Origin of the sequence: Hyalangium sp. (genome assembly GCF_045802625.1) — a bacterium.
Taxonomy (GTDB): domain Bacteria; phylum Myxococcota; class Myxococcia; order Myxococcales; family Myxococcaceae; genus Hyalangium.
In genome coordinates this window covers 48,099-65,883 of sequence record NZ_JBJMQP010000157.1, presented here as the reverse complement: position 1 = coordinate 65,883, position 17,785 = coordinate 48,099, and the positions used below count along the sequence as shown (strand labels likewise).

The 17,785-nt window shown below is 69.2% G+C and carries 13 protein-coding genes; 4 read left to right on the top strand and 9 right to left on the bottom strand.

Annotation, left to right across the window (positions count from 1 at the left end):
* Positions 1-241: 241 nt before the first annotated feature.
* The 5 genes from ACJ8AT_RS28845 to ACJ8AT_RS28825 form a co-directional block, all read right to left on the bottom strand.
* A complete protein-coding gene (locus tag ACJ8AT_RS28845; RefSeq protein WP_407741112.1) occupies positions 242-1,690 on the bottom strand; it encodes a sigma-54-dependent transcriptional regulator in 1,449 nt (482 codons plus the stop codon).
* Positions 1,687-4,200, bottom strand: a complete 2,514-nt coding sequence (locus ACJ8AT_RS28840; RefSeq protein WP_407741111.1) for an ATP-binding protein — start codon at positions 4,198-4,200, stop codon at positions 1,687-1,689. Before ACJ8AT_RS28840 ends, ACJ8AT_RS28845 begins: the two co-directional genes overlap by 4 nt.
* The gene (gene selB, locus ACJ8AT_RS28835; RefSeq protein WP_407741110.1) at positions 4,197-6,113 is read right to left on the bottom strand and encodes a selenocysteine-specific translation elongation factor; all 1,917 of its coding nucleotides are present in this window, start codon (positions 6,111-6,113) and stop codon (positions 4,197-4,199) included. Before selB ends, ACJ8AT_RS28840 begins: the two co-directional genes overlap by 4 nt.
* A gap of 248 nt (positions 6,114-6,361) precedes the next feature.
* The gene (locus ACJ8AT_RS28830; protein WP_407741109.1) at positions 6,362-7,030 is read right to left on the bottom strand and encodes a phosphoribosyltransferase; all 669 of its coding nucleotides are present in this window, start codon (positions 7,028-7,030) and stop codon (positions 6,362-6,364) included.
* Between the two features lie 99 nt (positions 7,031-7,129).
* A complete protein-coding gene (locus ACJ8AT_RS28825; protein ID WP_407741108.1) occupies positions 7,130-8,023 on the bottom strand; it encodes an Hsp33 family molecular chaperone HslO in 894 nt (297 codons plus the stop codon).
* A gap of 240 nt (positions 8,024-8,263) precedes the next feature.
* Between ACJ8AT_RS28825 and ACJ8AT_RS28820 the strand changes: the two genes are divergently transcribed.
* Positions 8,264-8,947 carry a succinate dehydrogenase gene (locus ACJ8AT_RS28820; protein ID WP_407741107.1) on the top strand — a complete coding sequence of 228 codons (684 nt, stop codon included), beginning with the start codon at positions 8,264-8,266 and terminating at the stop codon, positions 8,945-8,947.
* Positions 8,948-8,976: 29 nt separating this feature from the next.
* On the opposite strand, the gene ACJ8AT_RS28815 is transcribed toward ACJ8AT_RS28820, so the two are convergent.
* From ACJ8AT_RS28815 to dacB, 4 genes are all read right to left on the bottom strand, one after another.
* Positions 8,977-9,540, bottom strand: a complete 564-nt coding sequence (locus tag ACJ8AT_RS28815; protein WP_407741106.1) for an imm11 family protein — start codon at positions 9,538-9,540, stop codon at positions 8,977-8,979.
* Between the two features lie 12 nt (positions 9,541-9,552).
* Positions 9,553-10,449, bottom strand: coding sequence for an AHH domain-containing protein (locus ACJ8AT_RS28810; protein WP_407741105.1), 897 nt, complete (start codon positions 10,447-10,449; stop codon positions 9,553-9,555).
* A gap of 607 nt (positions 10,450-11,056) precedes the next feature.
* Entirely contained in the window at positions 11,057-11,560 is a 504-nt protein-coding gene (locus ACJ8AT_RS28805; protein WP_407741104.1) for a single-stranded DNA-binding protein, read from the bottom strand.
* Between the two features lie 303 nt (positions 11,561-11,863).
* Positions 11,864-14,098: a D-alanyl-D-alanine carboxypeptidase/D-alanyl-D-alanine-endopeptidase gene (dacB, locus tag ACJ8AT_RS28800; RefSeq protein ID WP_407741103.1), complete on the bottom strand. Its 2,235-nt coding sequence runs from the start codon at positions 14,096-14,098 to the stop codon at positions 11,864-11,866.
* Positions 14,099-14,365: 267 nt separating this feature from the next.
* Here dacB and ACJ8AT_RS28795 point away from each other — a divergent pair, with 267 nt between their 5' ends.
* Genes ACJ8AT_RS28795 through ACJ8AT_RS28785 form a run of 3 tightly spaced genes read left to right on the top strand, consistent with a single transcriptional unit; the run spans position 14,366 to position 17,702 of the window.
* Complete coding sequence (locus ACJ8AT_RS28795; protein WP_407741102.1) at positions 14,366-15,928, top strand: ABC transporter substrate-binding protein; 1,563 nt, start codon at positions 14,366-14,368, stop codon at positions 15,926-15,928.
* Positions 15,925-16,836, top strand: a complete 912-nt coding sequence (locus ACJ8AT_RS28790; protein WP_407741101.1) for an ABC transporter permease — start codon at positions 15,925-15,927, stop codon at positions 16,834-16,836. The genes ACJ8AT_RS28795 and ACJ8AT_RS28790 overlap by 4 nt, the downstream gene beginning before the upstream one ends.
* Entirely contained in the window at positions 16,833-17,702 is an 870-nt protein-coding gene (locus ACJ8AT_RS28785) for an ABC transporter permease (RefSeq protein ID WP_407741100.1), read from the top strand. Before ACJ8AT_RS28790 ends, ACJ8AT_RS28785 begins: the two co-directional genes overlap by 4 nt.
* Positions 17,703-17,785: the final 83 nt, after the last annotated feature.

Genomic DNA, 17,785 nt, shown 5'->3' with positions numbered 1-17,785 from the left:
GCAATGGGGTCTCAGATCTGCAATCCCGCCCCGCTGATTTCATATTTGAAATCGCGCCCCTGTGTCGGAGACGGCCCCTCTCCCAGGAAAAACTCAGTGGATTCAAGGGCTTGAGAAAGCATCCGGCCTCTACAGGCTGCTACAATCCGGCCCTGTTTTTCAAGACTGAAATCGCACTGTCATTCCCAGCGCTTGTTCCATCCAGTGGGAGTCACTGGTGTTTCAGCCCGCCGCCGCGCTCCTACTTCCCCTGGGAATCGCTCCCCGGCCCAGCATCCAACCCGCGAAACCGCTTCATCTTCCGCCAGAGCGTCGTGGAGGAGACGCCCAGCTCATCCGCCACGCGGGCCAGGTCCTTCTGGTTGCGCTCCATGGACTGGAGGATGGCACGCTTCTCGGCCTCGTCCACCACCTCGGCCAGCGTCATGATCGGAGCGCCGGAGCTCCCCATGGAGGCCAGGTCCCCCGCGGAGTGGGCGACCTGGGCCTGCGGCCGGAGCGGGAAGTCCTCGGGCATCAGCTCATCGCTCTCGGCGAGCGCGGCGGCCTGCTCCACCAGGTTCTCCAGCTCGCGCACGTTGCCGGGGAAGGTGTAGTCCATCAGGTGCGCCACGGCCGAGCCGGACAGCCGCCTGGGCCGCAGGTTGCGAGCGTTGGCGCGCTCCAGGAAGTGCCGGGCCAAGTCATGCACGTCCTCCAGGCGCTCGCGCAGCGGAGGCACTCGCAGCGTCACCACGTTGAGGCGGTAGTACAGGTCCTGCCGGAAGCGCTTCTCGCGCACCTCCGTCTCAATATCGCGGTTGGTGGCGGCGACGATGCGCACGTCCACCCGCACCGAGGTGGACTCGCCCACGCGGCGCACCTCTCCGTCCTGCAGCGCGCGCAGCAGCTTGGACTGGAAGGCGGGGCTGGTCTCCGTCACCTCGTCGATGAAGAGGGTGCCCCCGTCCGCCTCCTCGAAGAGGCCGCGGCGGGCCTTCACCGCGCCGGTGAAGGCGCCCTTGGCGTGGCCGAACAGCTCGCTCTCCAGCAGGCTCTCGGAGATGGCGGCGCAGTTGACAGGCACGAAGGGCTTGCCGCTGCGCCGGCTGTGGGTGTGCAGCGAGCGGGCCACCAGCTCCTTGCCGGTGCCGCTCTCGCCCTGGATGAGGACGGTGGCGTCGCTCTGGGCCACGCGCAGCAGGCGGTTCTTCAGCTCGCGCATCGCCGAGCTGCCGCCCACCAGCGCCGTCAGGTTGTGGCGCTGGTTGAACTCGTCCGAGAGCAGGTCCACCTGGGACATCAGCCGCGCGCGCTCCAGCGCCAGCTCCACGCGGTGGCGCAGCACCCCGTCCTTGAAGGGCTTGGTGATGTAGTCGTACGCGCCCAGCCGCATGGCCTCGACGGCGCTGTCGATGGAGCCAAAGGCCGTCATCATGATGACCTGCAGCCGGGGCACCACCTCCAGCGCCTTCTTGAGCAGCGTGAGGCCGTCCATGGGCTCCATCTTCAAGTCCGTCAGGAGCACGTCCACGCTGTTGCTGGTGAGCAGATCGAGCGCCTCCTGGCCGGTGGCGGCCTCGGAGACGGTGTAGCCCTCGGTGCGCAGGACCAGGGCCGTGGTGGTGCGCATGTTGCGCTGGTCATCCACGACGAGCACGCGGCCGCGGTGGGCGGGAGGAGCGCTGGTGGGAGTGCTGGCGTCAGTCACGGGCTTGGAGGGGGGAGAAGAGGAAGACGGATGGTGAAGGTGGTGGAGCGGCCAGGGGTGCTCGCCACGGAGATCTCGCCGCCGTGCTCATCGAGGATACGCCGAACCACGGCGAGGCCAAGCCCGGTGCCCTGGGCCTTGGTGGTGAAGAAGGGCTCGAAGACGCGGTGGATCAGCTCCGAGGGGATACCCATGCCCTGATCCGTCACGTCGGTGCGCAGCCAGTCGCGGCCTTCATGCTGCTCCCGGCGGGCGAGCACCGTCACCAGGCCTCCCTGGGGCATGGCATGGATGGCGTTGACGAACACGTTGATGAAGGCCTGGCGGATGAGCCGCCGATCCATGCGGACTGGCGACAGGGCCTGCTCCACCTCGACCTTGAAGGTGACGGACTGGGCGTCCGGTCCGCTCTGGACACGCGCGGCCTCGACCGAGTCCATCAGCACACGGCCCATGTCCTCCGGCTGGAGGATCGGCTCTCTCGGCCGGGTGAAGTCGAGCAGATCCGCCACCATGCGGTTGAGCCGGTCACTCTCCTCGGAGAGGATGTCCAGCAGCATCGCCGCGTCCCCCTCCACCTTGAGCAGGCGGCGCAGGGACGTCACCGCGTTGAAGATGACGCCCAGGGGATTGCGGACCTCGTGGGCGACGATGGCGGACAGCTCCCCCAGGGCGGCCAGGCGCTCGCGCTTGACCATCTCCGCGCGGGCGGCGGCCAGCTCCGCGTACGAGCCCCAGAGCGACTCATAGAGGCGCGCGTTGGCGATGGAGAGGGCGATCTGCCCGCAGGTGGCCTCGGCCAGCTCGATGAACGCGGGCCCGAAGCCGCGCGGACCGCGGGAGTCATCCATCACCACCACGCCGATGAGCTCGTCGCGGGAGGTGAGCGGCAGGCCGAGGAGCGCCTTGGTCTCGAAGCGGCGGACCAGCTCCGAGATGTAGCTGCCCGGGGCCTTGTCCACGTCCTCGATGACGACGGGCAGGCGCTCGCGGGCCACGCGGGCCGCGAGGCCGCTGCCTTCCAGCGGGATGGCCAGACCGCGGATGAACTCGCGGTGGGTGGCGGAGCCGGCGGCCCCTCGCAGCACCTTGCCCGGCTCGTCGTAGAGCAGGATGTGGCAGTTGGACACGTCCAGCAGGCGGACCAGGAAGTCCGCCGCCACGTCGAGGATCCCCCCCGCGTCCAGGACGCCCGCCGTGGTCCGAGCCAGATCCAGCAACAGGCGGGTCTCCGAGAGCTGCCGCGCGGACTCGGCGCGCAGGCGGTGCTGCTCCAGCAACGTCACGAGCAGCTCCACCATCGTCCCCAGGAGCCGCAGATCCGCCTCCTGGAAGGGCCGGCCCGGCGAGCGGAGCAGTTGCAAGGTGCCACACAGCTGGCCTCCGCGGGTGATGCGCACCGCCGCGCCCGTACCGAATCTCCCGCCCGAGCCCTCGCTCAGCGCCCGAGCCTCGGCCTGGCCCGAGAGCCTTCCGTGCTCGGCCTTCATGGCCAGCTCCCCCAGGACACTGCCGAGGGCCAGCGCGGCCTCGCCGCTCTGCGCCTCCGGCAGCCCCACCTGGGCGGTGAGCGTGAGGGAAGCGCCCGGCTCCTCCTGGAGGATCAACAGGGCCGCGTCGGCGGACAGCAGCCCCGCCAGACGCTCGAGGAAGGCCTCGGTGGTGGGCGGCACGGGCTGGGCGACGAAGCGCGCCACCTCCGCCAGCGTCTGCAGCTCCCACTGCCCTCGCACGCGCTCGGCCTGCACGCGCGCCTCGGAGAGCGCGGTGCCCACCACCTTGGAGAAGAGCGACAGCGCGGAGCCGTGGGACGGATCGATTCCCGGGCCCTCCACCCACAGCACGCCGTGCCGCATGTCCCCGAGCGGGAGGTAGACGTGGCTGGCCTCGGTGGTGTCCAACCCTCCGAAGATGGCGCGTCCCTCGCCGAGCGCCTCGGCCGCCCGCGCCGTGTCGACCGGTGGCGAGCGTCCTTCGGCGGGAGCGCTGTCCATCTCCTCCCAGCGCAAGAAGCGCGCCCGCAGCCCTATGGAGGCCAGGCCCTCCACCGCCACCTGGCGCACGTCCGCCTCGGAGCGCGCCCCCACCAGCCGAGCGGAGGTCTCCACCAGGCGTCCGGCGACGGCCACCGCGGGCGCGGAGTCCGGCAGCTCGAGCAGGTTGACGAGCAGCCCCTGCTGGCCATCCTCCAGCTTCAGCTCCTGGGTGTAGACGGCCACCTCATGCGTTCGCCCCTCCGCGTCGGTGACGCGGCGCCGGAAGGTGTGGGACGAGAGGGGCAACCGCCCCGCGAGGATCTGCTCGTGGCGAAGGGCGATCCGGCTGCGCCCCTCCGGGTTGATGAGCTCCTGGATCGGGCGGCCTTCCACCTGCTCCCGAGGGCACGCCATGAGCTGGAGGAAGGCCGGATTGGCCAGCCATACCTCCTGGTGGCGCAGCACGATCATCGGGCTGCCGAAGGTGTCGATCAGGGCGCGCAGGGACGCCTCGCTGTAAGGCATCTGGCTCATCCGCGTCGCAGCACCCGTTTCTCTCCGACTCGGAGAGTCACCTTCTCCCGATCGAAGTACTCGGACAAGGGGATGACGAACTTCCGGCTCTGGCCCACCATCTCCTTGAATGCCTGGGTGGAGATCTCCTTCTTCTCTCGCAGCCAGGCCACCAGGCGCTCTCGCAGCGCGGCCAGCGCGCCCGCGTCGAAGCAGAGCTCCTCGCTCACGCGGACGATGGCCCCCTCGGCCACCATCACCTTGAGCAGCTCCTGGAGGCGGGGCGCGGGAAGCTGGAGCTTCTGCGCCAGCTCGTTGAAGGTGGGAGGCGCGAGCGCCGCCGCGGCCAGCTCCGCCGCCACGCGCGCCCGGGCGCCCTCATCGCTCACGGTGAGCGTGCGGCCCCGGCCCTTGAGCCGCATCACCTCCTTGTCCAGCTCCGCCTTGCCCGTGTCCACCAGCGCCTGCGCCACGCGCTGGAAGATGCGCGGATCCAGCTCCGCGGAGAGCCGCTGGCGCAGCTCCTCGCGGGAGAGGCCTTCGCGCATCGGCTCGCGCTCGTGGAAGGCGGCCAGCAGCGCGAGGGCCCGCTTCTGGAGCCCCTCGAACACCTCGCCGGAGAGGTAGAGGCGCTTCTCCCGATCCACCAGCAGCGCCCCACCCCGCGCGCCCAGCAACTCCAGTGAGCGGGCCAGCACCTTGGGCGTCAGCGCCGAGCGGCCAAACAGCTCCACCTGGGTGAGCCCACGGTAGCCCGCCTGGCGCAGCAGCCACGCCACGTGCCCGTCCGCGTTGGCCTCCAGCAGCGGCGCCACCACGGAGGAGGCCCCCTTCCGGCGGCGCGGCGGAGCGATGGAGAGCACCCGGCCTCCCGCCACGGTGGCGCCTCGCCCCGGGAGCGCCTGCGAGCCCCGGAGGATGAAGCGCTGCCCCACGAGCGCGGCCAGCGGCCCGGAGAGGCGGAGCTGGGCCAGCCCTGTCTCGCCGGGCTCGAGCTTGTCGAGATCCAACAGCGCCACGGTGGCCTCCACCTGCGCGGTGCCCAGGTGCAGCAGCAGCTTGCGGCGCCGGGGCAGCGGGTCCTCCACGGCGGGCAGCAGGCTCAGCTCCACATCCAGCATCCGCGTCTCGGGCAGCTCGCCGGCGCGCACCAGCACCATGCCGCGATCGATCTCCTCGGGCTCCACACCGGTGAGGTTCACCGCGGTGCGCTGGCCCGCCTGCACCTTCTGCGCGGCCTCGCCATGCACCTGGATGCCTCGCACGCGGAACGGCCCCGGGCGGCCTGGGAGCAGTGAGGTGCTCTCCTCCACCCCCAGCGTTCCGGACAGCAGCGTGCCCGTCACCACCGTGCCGAAGCCCTTGATGGTGAACACCCGGTCCACGGGCAGGAACACCGGCCCATCCGAGGGGCGCTGGGGCAGCCCCTGGGCCGCTCGGGTGAGCGCGGCGCGCAGCTCCGCCAGCCCCTCGCCCGTCTTCGACGAGCACGGCACCACGGGCGCGCCCTCCAGGAAGGTGCCCGCGGTGAGCGCCACCAGGTCCGCCTTCACCAGCGTGAACCACTCCTCGCCCAGCTCCGCCAGCAGATCGCTCTTGGTGAGCGCGATGACGCCGGCCTTCACGCCGAGCAGCCGGCAGATGTCCAGGTGCTCGCGCGTCTGGGGCATGACGCCCTCGTCCGCGGCCACCACGAGCACCGCGAGATCCACGCCACCGGCGCCGGCCACCATGGCCTTGACGAAGCGCTCGTGGCCGGGCACGTCCACCACGCCCGCGACGGTGCCGTCCTCCAGCTTCAGGTGGGCGAAGCCCAGCTCCAGGGTGATGCCCCGGCGCTTCTCCTCCTTCAGCCGGTCCGTGTCGATACCGGTGAGCGCCTTCACCAGGGACGTCTTGCCGTGGTCGATGTGCCCCGCCGTCCCGATGATCATCGCGCCGGCTCGCTCCTCATGCGCCCGCCAGTTGCTGCCTCACGGTGGAGCGCCTGCACCCCGCGCATGAGCTCCCCGTCCCCGGCGGCAGCCAAAGGAGACAAGGAGTCCTCCATGCCTGAGGAGACTACGGGACAGGTCGGGTCCGCGCAACGCGCAGCAGCCAGCGCTTCACCCGGCTCAGACGGCTGGCCCATGGACTTGTCCAGCAGCGAAAACACCGGGCGGCCTCGCACGCCTGAAGCGCGCTAGGCCCCCGCCAGATCCGGGTCCACATCGGAGCGATCGGGCCCCGCCACCGGCTCGTAATCCCAGGGGAAGACGAGGAACGCCTGGGTGGACAGCGCGCAGAAGTCCGGCGCGTAGCCCTCGGGCCGAGCCACCATGCACGCCGTCATCACCTCGCCGGCCCCCGCCTTGCGAGCCAGGGAGGTGGCCAGCTCCAGCGTCTCGCCGCTGGCCGCCACGTCATCCACGATGAGGACGCGGCGCCCCTTCAGCTCGCGCGGCATCTCGCCGGAGATCTGCGGCCTGTTCGCGTCGCCGCGATCGCGGCTGCGCCGGGTGATACGCACCGGGAAGAACTCGCAGCCGAGCGCGCTGGCGAGCGCCCCGCCCACGAAGACACCGCCGTGCGCCACGCCCACCACCGCCTCGGCCTTGAAGGCCTTGCCGATGGCGCGCGCCAGCTCCTGCACGGCGCGATCGAAGTCCGCCCACGACAGCTCCTTCACGGCGGAGCGTTGCCGGGATTGATCGCGCCCGGTGGGCGTGCGCGGCGCCTCGACTTGGGGCGCGAGCACCATGTCCGAAGGGATGGAGACGAGCTTCTCCACCTTCTTCGCGAGCGGCTTGGGCGAGGGCTTCCCCTTCTTGGAGGCCTTGCCCTTGGCAGGCACTGCCTTCTTCGTGGCCACGGTTGGAGACTCCAGCTTGGGTGCGCCCGCTTCATATCTTGGGCGGCGCCTGGGGGCTACTTCCAGCGTAGGCCGAGCCGATGGCCCGGACTGCGCGCCTCAGTTCGTTGCTGCTGACAACAACTCCCGAATCTCGTCTCCGGAGATGACGTACTGTGTCGTGCAGAACTGGCACGTGGCCTCCGCCTTGCCTTCCTTCTCCAGCAGGTCCGTCAGCTCCTCGCGCCCCATGGCGAGCAGCGCGTTCTTCACCCGGTCGCGGCTGCACGTGCACGCGAAGCGCAGCGGGTAGCGGGACATGATCTCCAGGTCCGTCCGCCCGGGCAGCAGCGCCTTGAGCACCGCCGCTCCGCCCTCGGAGGCGTGGGCCTGGAGCGCGCCGCGGAACCCCTGTTTGATCTGCCGGCCGAGCTGCTCGAAGGCCTCCCGGTCCCCGTTCGGCAGGGGCTGGAGCAGCACGCCCGCCACCACCCCGAGCGGCTCCGAGGTGCCGTCCTTGGCCACGGGCAGCTGCTCCAGCTTGAGCTGGGTGGCCACCTGATCCGAGATGGTGAAGTAGCGCTCCAGATCCTCCGGGAAGTCGAAGCGCTCCAGCTCCACGGAGGAGCGGTAGTACTCGCCGGCGCCAATGTCCCGCAGCACGGAGATGTAGCCCTTGTTGCCGAGCACCGGACGCCAGCGGTACTCGCCCTCGGCGCCCACGTGGGCCACATAGGGGTTCTTCGTATAGCCGCGGACCAGCCCGGTGGCGTCCCCATCCACGAAGAAGCCGCGCAGGGGCCCGTCGCACTCGAGCTGCACGTTGATGCGCGACTGGCTCTTCTGCAGCGCCGCCATCATCGCCGCGGCGGTGAAGCCCTGGGCCAGCAGCGCGGCCGACGCCGCCTCGCTCTTGTGCGTGGCCCGCGCCTGGCGCGACAGCTCCGACGTGAGGGCGAGCACCACGCGAACGTCCACGTCCTTCAACAGTCCACTGACGAGTTCATCGGCCATAAAGAGAGGCTGTAGCGTGCCCAACACCGCCGCGCCCGCCAATGAAGAAGGGGCCCGGCCCCCCGCTCGCTCCAGGAGGGAGTTCTGGACCGAGGCATCGGCCCGGCTTATGCCTCCGAGCGTACCGGCTGCCACCCCGGCTGGCGGATCCCAGCCGCTCGGCCGCCGGGACGGGCTATAAAGCTTGGTCCGACCCACCTACCCGCGGGGTCGCCCCACCTGCGCGTTGCCGGAGTCCCGATGAGTACCGAAGCCGTTGCCCTTCCTCGCAAGAACCCGATGCTCCAGTCCCGCCTGGGCTCGTTCCTGGCGGTGGTTCCCCTCTCCCTGTGGACCATCAACCACCTGTGGGACAACCTGGCCGCCTATAGCGGCCCGGACGCGTGGCAGAACGCGGTGACGGTGTACGCGCACCCGTTCTCGCAGGCGTTTGGCTTCTTCATCGCGCTGGTGCCGCTGTTGATCCACACCGCGTGGGGCCTGGTGCGGCTGGGCAGCTTCCGGCCCAACAACCTCGCCTACAACAACTACGGCAACCTCAAGTACATCCTCCAGCGCATCACCGCGGTGGGCGTGCTGCTGTTCCTCGGCGCGCACCTGTGGAAGGCCTTCCTGGCGCCGCGGCTGTTGGGCCATGGCCCCGAGGCCTTCGCGGACATCGCCCGGGAGATGCGCTTCCACGGGCCCACGCTGGGCGTCTACCTGGTGGGCACGGTGGGCGTGGCGTACCACCTGGCCAACGGCCTCCAGAACTTCGGCATGGCCTGGGGCATCTTCGCCAGCGAGCGCTCCATGCGCCGCTTCGAGCCCGTCGTCATCATCCTCTTCCTGGTGCTGCTGGCCATGGCGTGGGGCACCATCTTCGCGCTCTACCAGGCGGGCGAGGGGTTCGGCCCCGGCCCCGGGCACTCGATCGACATGTAGCGCGGGTTGCTCCGAGCCGCGGACGTGCCTCAGACTTCAGTGAAGCGGGGCCCGGTGATCCCCTCCGCTTCCAAGGCCTCTTTGATGCGCTCAGAGACGATGATGACCACACGCCACCCCCAGGGCCGGAAGATGTGTGCGTCGCCGACCTGACTGGGATCAATGCACATCCCGGAGACGACCCGGTACTGCCCTACCTTCTCGGGATTTCCGTCCTCCGGCTTCCAATGGTGTATTTCCTCACTGCGTGCCTCATCAATGCAGCGGATAATGCGGAGAACGTTGAGGATGAAGTAAGGCTCAGCATGGCCCTCCACATGGGCGGGGAAGAACTGCACCTGCTGCTGAAGGCCCAGTCGCTCGAACAGGGCCACAACACGGCGAGACACCACAGGGATGGCCAAGCCCGTGTGACTGAAGTCAAGTGCACGCCCGGAACGCGCCAGAGGAAGACGAGGCGTGCCTTGCTGGTCGAGTGAGCGCCCTTCACGAAACTGCCAGGGGTCGATCTCCAGACCATGCTCATCCACCGGGCTTCTCAGTGCCCAGCGCCCGGGAATGCGCATGTTGTCGAACAGCTCAAAGTATCTCACACTCCCTCCGCTTCACTGTTGCGGCTTTGTTATCAGCCGATGGAGTTTGGTTCCGGGAGTGCAGACCTCGTCGGCGATCTTCTTGAGCGCTTCCACCAACTTGCCCTTGCATTCTTGTTGCGTCCCGCAGCGCTCAATAACCTCCTGGAGTCGCTTGAAAATCTCTGCATGGTACTCCTCGGGATGAGGGCCAAAGTGACCCAAGAGGGTGACCTTGTTCGCTTTGTCTTCGAGACTCATCCCTGCCTTGGCGAAGATTTCCTCGAAGGCAGGCGTCCACGGGCCTCCTCGCGCGAATGATATTTCATTCTCGCCAGTGGCGAGGTGGTGGGTCTGGTAGCCCGGCGGCTTCGTCGTCCCATCCGTGCAGGCGCTGCGGAGCGCACCGCTCACTCCGCCCGCAGCCACCCCTGCCACCACCAGTGCTCCCTCCCCCGTCACAGCCTGCGCAAACGTCGCCGTGCCCCAACTCCATCCTCCCGGCAGAGCGAACCGGCGCGGTGTCAGTAAGGATCCGAGCCCTCCTTTAGGCGTCTGAACACTCCGGGCAAGGCCCCGGCACGCTACGTACGCCAGGATTCGCGCCCCCGCTCCTCCCAGCGCCTTGCCAAAGCGCTCCGCCGCGGCCTCAATCTCCTCCAGCGTCCGAGAACCCTCCGTGTCCCGGTACAGCCGCAAGGCCACCAGGCCCACGTGGGTGAGCTCCGCCACGCCGAAGGTGAGCGACAACACGAGGGTGACGGAGGCGGCGAAGGCCTTGCTGAAGAGGGGCTCGGGAGCTGCCCAGGCAACGACGTAGATGACCAGCGAGGTGGCAAGGCCTGCGAGGAACGCCGGGTCATGAACCAGTTGCTCGAACCCCTCGCGCACGCCCTCTGGCATGTACCGAGGTGACAAGCGGAGGGCCATGACCAGGGGGCTGTCCTCCAGGCAGCGAGGCAGCGGGACCGTGGCAGGACCGTAGCGCTCGATGTACTGCTCGCGCAGCGTGCGCTCCAGCGGAGAAGGCGTACCCACACCGGAGGCATCAGCGAGCAGCTTGCCTGGAGTGTGCTTCCAGAGCGCGGGCTCAGCTCGGCCGGAGCAGACTTCACCTGCCGCAGCCTGGAGCAGCCGTGGGTCAATCCGAGCCAGGGCCTCATGGAACTCCGCGAGGACACGCCGGGCGTCCTCCACGGAGAACCGGCGCAAAGTCGGGTCCAGAGGAACGCGAGGGAAGGTGAGCTGGAGCCTCCCATCCGAAAGTTCGCTCACGCCCACGCGGGGCAACCCGGACTCGGGACTTGGGGCCTCACTCTGTACAGCGCCATCGGTCGTGGCGCAGGCAGGTACCAAGAGGAGGCACAAGACAACAGGCAGGTGGAGCGCCACTCTCCCTATAAGCGACTGCTGCATGGCTCGGCCCTTTTTCAGGGCTGCCACGATACAAGCGGAGGGAGGCGCTCCAAAGGATGCAGGCGGTCAGGCACCGCCCGATCGCGCGGGCTCTCGCCCACGCCCCACAACCCGAGTGAGGCTAGAACGGGATGTCGTCTTCCCCGCCGTTGCCGCCGCCGCCGCTCTGGTTCATGCCGCCGTCGTCCAGGCCCGGGGGAGGCGCGCCGTAGTCCGCGTCTCCGCCGCGCGAGAACGAACCACCGCCGCGCCGGCCACCCGCGCCCTCACCCGCGCCCGCGCCCGCGCCATCACGGCCGCCAAGGAAGGTGACAGAGGTGGCCACCACCTCGGTGGTGTAGTTCTTCCGGTTCTCTTTGTCGGTCCACTCGCGCGTCTGCAGGCGGCCCTCGACGTAGCACTGGCGGCCCTTCTTGAGGTACTCGCCGCACAGCTCGGCCAGCTTTCCCCAGACGACGATACGGTGCCACTCGGTCCGCTCCTGCTTCTGCCCGTTCTTGTCGTTCCAGCTCTCGCTGGTGGCGATGCGGAAGTTGGCGACCGCCTGACCGCCCGGGGTGAAGCGCACCTCGGGGTCCGCTCCGAGGTTGCCGATGAGGATGACCTTGTTGACGCCTCCAGCCATGACTGCCCTTTCTATAGCCAGTCCACCTCGGACCGGCTCCTTGGGTAGCCGATCCACCACGGATCGGCGCCATCCCGCAGGTTCATCACCTGGCGGAATACTTGACAGGTATACACGATGAGCCCGCCGCGCGCGCGTGCGTTGATGTGGAGGCCAGCGGGGGGCGCCCGCTCGCCTGCCCGGCGCGGGAGAGCCGCGAAATCACTTGGAGCGGCAGGGCGCACGGCGACTCACATGTGAGCCGCCCATCACGCGGGTGCTCCGCGGCGAGCGCTGCTCCGCGGCAAGAACACTCCCGAAGCCTTACCCGCCGGGGCGGGTCTCCGCCGTCCTCGAAGGCCCTGGCCCCACCGGAGCCGCCGCGCCCGGAGCCACCGCCTCCGCCGCATCCGGCGACCGGGGAGTCTTCTGCTCGGCCACCTTCTGCGAGAGCATGGCATCCAGGGTCTTCACGAACGTCACGAGCGCCGGATCCGAAGCCGTCAGCTGCTTGTGCAGCGACTTCCAGAACGGATGGTCGGCATCGCCCGCCTGCACCAGCCCTCGGGCCAGCAGCGAGACGGCCACCTCCCGCTCCGGCGTCCCGGCCTGGTGCAGCGCCACGACCAGCTCCTCCGGCGCGGTGCGAGCCACCTCGCCCAGCGCCTCGGACAGCTCCGTCTCCGCCTGCCCATCCCCACGAGACGCCCCCGCCAGCTCCACCACGCGAGAGAGCGCCTCCGCGTTGCCGCCCGCGGCCAGCTCCACCATGCTGCCCACCCCCGGCACCTCCACGGACAGCTCGCGCGCCACGGCCCTCAGCCGGCCGTACACGTCACCGTTCGCCGCGTAGCTGTCCAGCAGCGTGCGCGCACCCAGGTAGTCGCTCGGGTTGGACTGGTAGAGGCTATCCGCCAGCACCGCGCGCACCGCCGGATCCCGCTCGCTGCGCCACGCCGTGCGCAGGAAGCTGATGTTGCGCTGGTCGCGCTGCTTACCCAGCTCCAGGTACGTCTTCACGCGAGCGGCCACCGCCGCCAGCTCACCGCCCGGACGCGGAGTGTCCGAGAGCGCCGCCACCGCGCGAGAGGGCCCCAGCGACGAGCCCGTAGCCGCCACCGCCGCGCCCAGCGCATCCAGCCCCTGGACCACGGGGCCCGAGCGTCCCGGGTAGTCATTCACCATCATCGAGAAGACGAACATCTCCCCGCCCGCCGCCTGCACGAAGCCGCTCAGCGCGGACACGTTCTCCAGCGTGCCCGTCTTCGCACGCAGCCGGCCCACGGCCTCGCTGCCCTCGAAGCGGTACTTCAGCGTCCCGTCCTTGCCGGCGATCCCCACCGAGGACACGTACTCGGGCGCCAGCGGGAAGTGCTGGTACATGAAGCGCAGGATGCGGGCGAGCTGCGTGGGGGAGAACCGGTTGGTGTCGTTCAGACCACTGCCGTTCTTCATCACGTACGAGCCGCTGGGAATGCCCACGTCGCGCTCGAGGAAGGCCTCCACCACCTCGATGCCCTTCTGGAAGCTACCCGGAGCGCCCTTGAGCTCGGCGCCCATCGTCTTGATGAGCGTCTCCGCCACGAAGTTGTTCGACAGCTTGTTGAGCCGCTTGAGGATGATGTCGAACGTGTCCGACTGCGCCACGTGCACCAGCTTCGCCCGCGGCGGCGCCAGGCCCAGCTTCACCTTGCCCTTCACCTTGATGCCGCGCGCCTTCAGCAGCTCCTTCAGCGTGTAGCCGAAGTACAGGGGCGGGTTGTCGATCTTCTTCCACACGCTGGCGGTGCCCTGGTCCGGCGACAGCTGCCCCTTCACGACAATCCGCTGCTTCTCGCCGAAAGGCTTGCTGGCCACGGAGACTCGGCGCGCCCGGCGGGTGCCCGTGCTCAGCCCGTTCTCCACCACGAAGTACTCGCTGTTGGGCTCCATCTCCACCGTGCCCTTGGCGCCCGGTGCCTCGCCGGCCCGCAGGAAGATGGCCGCCGCGTTCCAGTTCAGGCTCACCGCGCCGGTGGGCGCCATGTAGGCCCGGTCCGACTCCTCCTGGTCATACCCCGGCGGCGTGCGCTCGGAGTCGAACCACGAGTCGTCGATGATGATGTCCTGCACCTCGCGCAGGCCCGCGTGGGACAGCTCGGCGACGACACCATACAGGCGCTCTGTGGTCATGGACGGGTCGCCCTTGCCGCGCACATAGAGCGTCTTGACCTTGCCGTCGGCCGGCAGATCCGGGTCCACGAGGAACTCGGTGTCGAAGCGGTACTCGGGCCCCAGGCTCGCCAGCGCCGCGGCCGAGGTGACCAGCTTCACGTTGGACGCCGGGTTGAGCAGATCGTCCGGGTTCTGGCTGAACACCACGGCCCCATCATCCAGGCTCTGGATGTAGATGCCCACCCGGCTGGCCTTGAGCGGCGTGCGTTGGAGCACGTCCACGAGCGCCGTCTTCAACGCCTCGCGCTCGGCTTTCTTGTCCGCCGGGGCGGCATACGCCGTGGGAAGCGAAAGAATGATCGCGGCCGTCGCGGCCAAAAGGGCTCTGGCTCGGTGAACCTGCACAAGGGCTCCGGGGAAGTCGCGGGCCATCATGAGAAGCCGATCCCTCAGAAGCAAGAGCGGAAGAGGAAGCACGTCCATGGTTGAGCGCTCGCTCATTCAGCAGGCGAAACTGTGGGGCCGAAGGTGTGGACTTTTCTTCATGGAGCGGCGAGCAACGCGTACCTGTGACTCCGTGGACCGACCTGTCATGCCAGCGCTGCCATGAGCGCTCAGGACAAATAAGGGGCTGACGGGGGAGCGCAACATCGCCGACCCTACTACTCGGGTATGACAGAACCAGGAAATGGCCGCCGGGTACTCCAACGCGCCGCCGTGGGGTTGCTGCTCGCACTGTCGGCAGGCTGCCGTGCGGAGCCGCCCGATGGCATCACCGTGCTGGTCGAGTCTCCTCCGGACAGCCTGGATGACCGCTTCGCCCTGACGGCCATTGGCCAGCGCATCGCCCAGCTCCTTGCTCCGGGGCTCATCACCTTCGACGACACGAGCCGGCCGGTGCCCGCGCTGGCCGAGTCCTTCCGCGCGCTGTCCCCCACCGTCATGGAGTTCACGCTGCGCCCGGGGCTCACCTTCCATGACGGCACGGCGCTCACGGCCGAGGACGTGAAGGCAACCTATGACGGTGTGCGAGCCCGGGCCCTCCAGAGCCCCCGGGCGGACAGGTACGAGCCCATTGAGCAGGTAGAGGTGGTCAATGATCTCACCGTCCGCTTCCACCTGCGGCGGCCGTACACACCGCTGCTGGCGGAGCTGTCCCTGAGCATCGTTCCCGCGGAGCGGGCGGGACCGGACGGCGTGGCGTTGCAGGCAGCGCACCCGGTGGGAGCAGGTGCCTTTCGTTTTGAGTCCCAACCAGATGAGGAGCACCTCACGCTGGTGCCCTTCGAGGGGTATTACGAAGGCCCCCCTGCCATCCCCCGGCTGTACTTCCGAGTCGTCCGCGACGAGACGACGCGGGTGTTGGAGCTGCTCAAGGGGCGGGCGGACCTGGTGACCAACGCGGTGTCTCCGGCGGTGCTGCCGCTGCTGAGGAAGGAGCCGGGCCTGCGGGTGCTGGTGAAGCCGGGCACGGGGTACGCGTACCTGGGATTCAACCTGCGCTCGGGGCCGCTGGCGGACGTGCGGGTGCGGCGGGCGGTGTGCCATCTGTTGGACGTGAAGCCCGTGGTGGAGCACAAGCTCCACGGTCTGGCCGAGCCGGCCACGGGCATGCTGCCCACCACGCACTGGGCCTACGCGCCGGAACCGGGCTGCCGGTACGATCCGGCCGAGGCCTCGCGGCTGCTGGACGAAGCGGGCTACCCGGATCCGGACGGGCCGGGAGGCCAGCCTCGGCTGACGCTGAGCCTGAAGGTGAGCACGGACAGGTTCCGCAAGTCGGTGGCGCTGGTGCTCCAGGAGCAACTGGCCCGAGGAGGCATCGCGGTGGAGGTGCGCGCATTGGAGTTCGGCACGCTCTTCAACGACATCCGCCGAGGCAACTTCGAGATGGTGACGCTCAAGTGGGCATCGGTCATCGAGCCGGACCTGATGCGAGGGGCGTACGACTCGAAGAACGTGCCCACGGCGGAGAACCACTGGGGCGGCCTGAACCGGGGCGCGCTGAGGGATTCGGAGCTGGACGCGCTGCTGGAGAAGGCCAGCCAGGTGGAACCTTCGGAGCGCAAGGCCCTCTACACGGCGGCGCAGGAGCGGCTGGACGCGCTGCTCCCCTACGCGCCGCTGTGGCACGAGAGCAGCGTGGCGGTGGTGTCCCGGCGGCTCGAGGGCTTCGAGCCCAGCGCGCATGGCTTCCTCAGCTCGCTGGCCCACGCGCGGAGGGTGGCGCCATGAGGCGAGTGGTCTCCGCGGCCATCGCAGTGGTGGGGGCGTTGCTGCTCATCTCGCTCTTCCTCAACCTGGTGCCGGGCGATCCGATTGACGTGATGCTGGGCGAGCAATCCGCCGAAGTGGATCGCGAGGCCCTGCGCCACGCGGTGGGCATGGATCAGCCCTGGTACGCGCAGCTCTGGACGTTCACGAAGGACTTCGCCACGGGCGAGCTGCGCACCTCCCTGCCTCCGTTCCAGAGAAAGGTGCTGCCCGCCATCGGAGCGGCGCTGCCGAAGACGCTGCAGCTCACGGTGGCCTCGCTGTTGATCGCGGTGATCATCGCGATTCCGCTGGGCGTGGCGGCGGCGGCTCGCAAGGGGACGGCGGTGGACTCGGCGGCGATGGGCGTGGCGGTGGCGGGAGTGGCGCTGCCGCGCTTCTGGCTCGGGCCGATGTTGATCATCGTGTTCGCGCTGTGGCTGGACTGGCTGCCCGTGTCCGGCGCCGAGTCCTGGAGCCACCTGGTGCTGCCCTCCATCACACTGGGCACGGCGCTGGCGGCGTTCCTGTCGCGGATGACGCGGGCGGCGATGCTGGAGACGCTCCGTGAGGACTTCGTCGCGGTGGCACGAGCCAAGGGGCTGCATCCGCGCGTGGTGCTGTGGAAGCACGCCTTCCGGAATGCGCTGCTGCCCATCCTCACGGTGCTCGGCCTGGAGTTCGGCACGCTGCTGGGAGGAGCCATCGTCACCGAGAAGGTGTTCGCATGGCCGGGCATGGGGACGCTGCTGCTCACCTCCATCGAGAAGCGCGACTACAACACCGTGCGAGCCACGGTGCTCGTGTTCACGCTGTGCTACGTGGTCGTGAATGCGCTGACCGATGTGGCCTACACGCTGGTGGACCCGCGCGTGCGGAGGCGCTCGTGAGCGAGGCCTTGCCAGTGGCCGCTGCTGCGCCCGAGGTGGCTCCGCGCCGGGGCTTCCGGCTGCGGACGCTCGGAGGAAGGTTCGGGCTGGGAGTGGCCGTGCTGCTGGTGCTCACCGCGTTGCTGGCACCGGTGCTCAGCCCGTATGCACCGGAGGCGATTGATCTGTCCGCGGAGCTGGCTCCGCCCAGCACGGCCCACCTGCTGGGCGCGGGCGAGAACGGCATCGACGTCCTCACCCATGTCCTCTACGGAGCGCGGGTGTCGCTCATCGTCGCGTTCTTCGCCGTGGTGGTATCGGCGCTCGTGGGAGTGACGCTCGGGGGGCTCGCGGGATACCTGGGCGGCCTGCTGGACGAAGGGCTGATGCGAGTGGTGGACGTGCTGCTCGCGTTCCCGGGCATCCTGCTGGCCATCTTCATCACCTCGGTGCTGGGCCCGAGCCTGGCCAACGTGGTGTTCGCCCTGTCCTTCACGGGATGGACAGGCTACGCGCGGCTCACGCGCGCCCAGGTGCTCACGTTGCGCGAGCGCGACTACGTGCAAGCAGCGCGGGCGCTCGGGAGCGGCACCACCCGCATCCTCTTCCGCCACCTGCTGCCCAACGCCGCCGGGCCGCTGCTCATCCAGGCCACGTTCGCCTTTCCCGGGGCCATCCTCGCGGAGGCCTCGTTGAGCTTCCTGGGCCTGGGCGCTCCTCCGGGCACGCCGTCCTGGGGCGCACTGGTGAACCAGGGCACGCAGTACCTGCTCGTGGCGCCGCACGTGGCGCTGTTCCCCGGGCTCGCGCTGGCCCTCTGCGTGCTGGGCTTCAACTTCCTCGGCGACGCGGTGCGCGACGCGCTGGATCCCCAGCGCATGCACTGACCTCCACGAGAACGCACGCTGAAAAAAATGGAGCCCGGCATCCCCCCGTCGTGGGATGCCAGGCTCCTGAACTTCCCCGTACC

Coding starts and splice junctions, on each gene's coding strand:
- ACJ8AT_RS28840 (WP_407741111.1), bottom strand. CDS start 4,200: ATGAGCCAGATGCCTTACAGCGAGGCGTCCCTGCGCGCCCTGATCGAC.
- selB (WP_407741110.1), bottom strand. CDS start 6,113: ATGATCATCGGGACGGCGGGGCACATCGACCACGGCAAGACGTCCCTG.
- ACJ8AT_RS28825 (WP_407741108.1), bottom strand. CDS start 8,023: ATGGCCGATGAACTCGTCAGTGGACTGTTGAAGGACGTGGACGTTCGC.
- ACJ8AT_RS28820 (WP_407741107.1), top strand. CDS start 8,264: ATGAGTACCGAAGCCGTTGCCCTTCCTCGCAAGAACCCGATGCTCCAG.
- ACJ8AT_RS28810 (WP_407741105.1), bottom strand. CDS start 10,449: ATGGCCCTCCGCTTGTCACCTCGGTACATGCCAGAGGGCGTGCGCGAG.
- ACJ8AT_RS28805 (WP_407741104.1), bottom strand. CDS start 11,560: ATGGCTGGAGGCGTCAACAAGGTCATCCTCATCGGCAACCTCGGAGCG.
- ACJ8AT_RS28795 (WP_407741102.1), top strand. CDS start 14,366: ATGACAGAACCAGGAAATGGCCGCCGGGTACTCCAACGCGCCGCCGTG.
- ACJ8AT_RS28790 (WP_407741101.1), top strand. CDS start 15,925: ATGAGGCGAGTGGTCTCCGCGGCCATCGCAGTGGTGGGGGCGTTGCTG.